The following is a 4403-nucleotide window of genomic DNA, read 5'->3' on the forward strand; positions in this document are numbered from 1 at the left end:
GTTTAAAATAATGTCATTCTTTGCCCAGACAGCACCACCATCATCCTTAGACCCTGCAAGATTATGCTCAAATACACAATTTACTATAAAAACATTATTAGAACAGTAAACAGCTCCTCCATCATCAACAGCCCCATTATAATAGAAACAACAATCAAATGAAGAATTCAAGTCCTTATGTGCACCCATAGCAATAGTATTCCTGGCATAAACAGCACCACCATTATCACCCGCCCAATTACCATCAAATGTGGAATTGACAATCATAACATCATATGCAAAAATCGCACCACCATTTAAATCATCCTCTTTGTTATGATAGAAACTGCAGTTGACAATCTTCAAAAGTTTGTCATTGGCACAATAAATCGCACCACCAGACTTTTCAGCCCAACAATTTTCAAAACTGCAGTTGATGACAGTCACCATAGCATCCCCTGCAATGTACAAAGCACCACCATAGCCAAGCTTATAGTTGTATCCGTTTGCAAATTTAATGTTTTGGAAAATTACATTTCCACCAGTGACTTCAAAGTAATGAGGATTCTTGCCGTCCCCATATAAATTGATAGTATGGCCATGCCCATCAATCACAATGCTTTTGGAAATTTTAAGAATTGATTCATCACCAATGCTGTCATAATTGTCATATAAATCTAAGGTGATTCCTTCAGATGCACCATCCATTAACTCTTTTAGCATATACAATCTAGTGCTGTTATTGTTCAATATGATTTTCCTATTGCCCTTGCATATTACCTCATTGCCGTCACTAGAAGTGTTGTTGCAAATGGTTGAATTGACTAAAGTCAAATTCTTAGCCACATATAAGTCTCCAGCAGCATCATCTGCATTATTATAGTTGAACAAGGTGTTATTGATAATTATATTGCCCTTGCCCCATAAGGCTCCACCAATATCCTTAGCATGATTATTAGCAAGGATAGAGCCAATTATTACAGCACTAGTTCCTTCTGCATCAATTGCACCTGCACAATCCTCTGCGAAATTACCCATAAACAGGGAATTATTGACAAACAGGTTGCCCTTAACCCATAAAGCGCCACCATCATTATTTGCAATATTTCTAACAAATGTACAATTATCCATATCAAGCCTGGATCCTTCACAATCAATTGCACCACCACAAGATTCAACAATATTATCCTGGAAAATTGAACCATTAACAAAGAGATTGCCTAAAATCCATAATGCAAAGATATTAATAAATCATCATATGCATAATTGCCATCAAAAGTGCTGTTCTGTATTTCAGTTTTAGATCCTTCACAATCAATTGCACCAGCAGAATCCTCAGCAACATTAGAAATGAAAAAGGAATCCTTAACAAAGAGATTACCTAAAATCCATAATGCACCACCATCATCATGTGCATAATTGCCTTTCAAAGTGCTGTTGCGTATTTCAGTTAAAGAGCCTTCACAATCAATTGCACCAGCACAATCCCCTGCGACATTATATCTAAATATGGAATCCCTGACAAATAGGTTGCCCTTAACCCATAATGCACCGCCATCATCATCATCTGCAGCATTACCATCAAAAGTACAGTTCCATATTTCAGTTATAGCGCCTTCACCATCAACTGCACCACCACAATCATCAGCAGAATTGTTATTGAATATTGAACCATGGATAATCATATTGCCTTCAGCATATACAGCACCTCCATCATCACCAACTCTATTGTTAAGAAATGTAGAGTTAAATATGCGCAATTCTCCTATAGAAAAAATAGCGCCAGCCTTACTTTCAGCCCAACAGTTTTCAAAAGTACAATTTATAATTGTACAGATCCCTAAACTTTTAAAAAAGATAGCTCCATCAGTATCATCATCCTTATTGTATCCATTGATAAATCTGATGTTTTTAAAGGTAACAGACCCATCAGTAACCTTAAAATAGTGATCATGTCCACTGCTTCCAGCTAAATCAATTGTATGGCCATGACCATCAATAACCATATCCTTAGAAATCTTAATGATCTTCTTATCCTTAATAGTGGAAAAATTATTAAACAAATTAAGTGTTGACCCAGCACGAGCATCATTGATTTGCTCTTGAAGACCCTTCAAATTAGGACCATAAACTTTAATATCCACAACACCAGAAGTCAAAACATTAGACTTTCTTTGAGGCATTGATGTCTGATAATCAAAAGACAAATCCTCATCTACACTATCTTCAGAAAACTTATCATTTCTCCATCAGAAGAAATGATTTTTGAACAAGAATCAACAAGCAAAGACCCATCACTAAGACCAGATGGATCATCCAAAGCAATTCCATCAATATCAGCAGATGAAACTGCCCCTAATGTTAAAAATAAGATTATAAGTGATAAAAAAAATGCAAACTTAAAATCCATAAAGATCATCCCCTAAATAAATAGAAATTAAGTAAATTAAAAATTATAAATTTATTAAAAATTCAATTGATACCAACCATATTGTGTTAAAACTAGTATATAAAGTCTTTCGAATGCAAGCACTTGCTTACATAAGAGAAAGGCCAAAATAAAGCAAAATAAAGACTTAAATAAAAATCAATACCATCCATTTTCAGCAAAAAAATCACAACCCAACAAAAAAACAAAAAAAGTTAGAAACATTAAAAAAAAAAAAAAAAGAGTTTGTAAAAAAGTTTAGGCTTGAAATCATAATATTGATTTTAACTTATAAAGAAATCTAATAAAATTAAAATAAGCCTAAAAAATTTTACAGTCTCAAAATAATTAAAATAAAATTAAAAAAAAATAGGATAAAATAAAAACTAAAAATAATTAAAATAAAATTAAAAAAAATAGGATAAAATAAAAACTAAAAATAATTAAAATGGATAAAACAATCTCATAAGTTTAAACTGTCAAGGAGATTTTGTGGAGTGTTGAAAATTTCGATTCCTTCCATTTTTTGGAGCTTTTGAGTGTTTTCAATATCTATTTCTCTCATATGCATGGTTATGATCTTACCTGTTGAAACTGCATCATAAGGGCAAATGTCCTTACAGGTTCCACATCCTATGCATTTCAATAAGTCAATTTCTGCATGTGGAATGATTGCATCGTTTGGACAAGCTAAAGCTGCCTCACATTCATCACATTTCTGGCATTTGGTCTTTTCAAGCTTTGATGGCAAAATTGTTTCCACATCTCCAGGTTCAATGTCTACAGGAACCATAAGAGTTTTTACTCTGCCTTTTCCAGCTTGTGCAACTGCATTTGTTACAAGAGTGTCTGAAATTCCATGAACTATTTTGGCAACGGTGTTTGCAGTTGTAGGGGACACAATAAGCAAATCATATTTTCCAAGGGAAAGCCTTCCAGTAATTGGGAAAGAAAATTTTTGATTGGAATCGCTTGCCAATTCATTATATCTTCCACCAGTTACAACAACGACCCTATCATAAAGACCATACATTTTTAAGACTTCCTCTGAAGCCTGTGATAAAAAGATAGTTACGTCATGATCTTTTGCCACTTCTTCCATAGCTTCAACACTTTCCTTAAGCAAATGTCCTGCACCAGTAAAAGCCCATCCTATTTTCATAAAATTTCTCCAAAAAATAGTAAAAAAAAAAAAAAAAAAATAAAAAAGATAAAAAATAAAAAAACTTTATCCCAACTTTTTTTAAATTTAAGAATTTAAACACATTTGAACTCTTAAATTAATGAAAAGAGTTACAAGGTTTTTGAGCCGAAATCTCAAAAAACTTGGATTATATATGTTCAATGAATTTGTATCCTTCTTCCTCTTCGAAAGCGTAGTGAATGGTTCTGTATTGAGACATGAATTCAGTGACTTCGTCTTTGATGTCTACATTTTCACCTTCAGCAACTCTCCAGATGAATTCAGCTACTTCTTCCATTTCTTTCTCTTTCATTCCTCTTCTGGTGATTTCTTGAGTACCGATTCTGATACCTGATGGGTCATCACTATCATTTACATTGTCACCAGGAATGAGGTTTTTGTTAAGAATAATATTGTTTTGCTCTAATTCCTTAGCTAAGATGGTAGCTCTCTTAACATCTCTAACATCCATACCTACTTGGTGGGATTCAGTGTATCCTAAGTCTTCACATAATACATTAAATCCTTGTTCAGCAAGTGCACCTGCTAATGCTTTAGCGTTTTTAATGGTTTGCTTAGCGTAATCTTCTCCAAACTCAAGCATTTCAGCAGTAGCAATACCTAAACCAGCTAAATGGTGTAAGTGGTGGTTACTTACCACTCCAGGGAATACAGCATTGTCTATTAATTTTTCATTTTTCTTATCAGATAGGATAATTCCTCCTTGAGGACCAGGGAAAGTCTTGTGGGTACTTCCCATAAGGACTTCAGCTCCTTCTTTTAAAGGATCTTGGAATTGTTTACCTGCAATCA

4 protein-coding genes and 1 pseudogene are annotated in these 4403 nt (G+C 33.8%); all 5 read right to left on the reverse strand.

From position 1 onward, the window contains the following. On the reverse strand, window positions 1–1110 hold a 1110-nt coding region (locus QZV12_RS13495), incomplete at its 3' end, for a hypothetical protein (protein WP_394350738.1). Between the two features lie 89 nt (window positions 1111–1199). Continuing rightward, the gene (locus QZV12_RS13500; RefSeq protein WP_295622686.1) at window positions 1200–2186 is read right to left on the reverse strand and encodes a hypothetical protein; all 987 of its coding nucleotides are present in this window, start codon (window positions 2184–2186) and stop codon (window positions 1200–1202) included. An 8-nt stretch (window positions 2187–2194) separates the two neighbouring features. After that, window positions 2195–2389 carry a hypothetical protein gene (locus tag QZV12_RS13505; protein WP_295622688.1) on the reverse strand — a complete coding sequence of 65 codons (195 nt, stop codon included), beginning with the start codon at window positions 2387–2389 and terminating at the stop codon, window positions 2195–2197. A 481-nt stretch (window positions 2390–2870) separates the two neighbouring features. After that, the gene (locus QZV12_RS13510) at window positions 2871–3569 is read right to left on the reverse strand and encodes a dihydromethanopterin reductase (acceptor) (RefSeq protein ID WP_295622690.1); all 699 of its coding nucleotides are present in this window, start codon (window positions 3567–3569) and stop codon (window positions 2871–2873) included. A gap of 169 nt (window positions 3570–3738) precedes the next feature. Then, a pseudogene (locus QZV12_RS13515) lies at window positions 3739–4403 on the reverse strand (serine hydroxymethyltransferase); the annotation flags it as partial.

Source organism: uncultured Methanobrevibacter sp., assembly GCF_902769175.1.
Lineage (GTDB): Archaea > Methanobacteriota > Methanobacteria > Methanobacteriales > Methanobacteriaceae > Methanobrevibacter.

Excerpts from the sequence above, each read along its gene's own strand:
- QZV12_RS13510 (WP_295622690.1), bottom strand. The coding sequence starts at position 3,569 with ATGAAAATAGGATGGGCTTTTACTGGTGCAGGACATTTGCTTAAGGAA.
- QZV12_RS13505 (WP_295622688.1), bottom strand. The coding sequence starts at position 2,389 with ATGGATTTTAAGTTTGCATTTTTTTTATCACTTATAATCTTATTTTTA.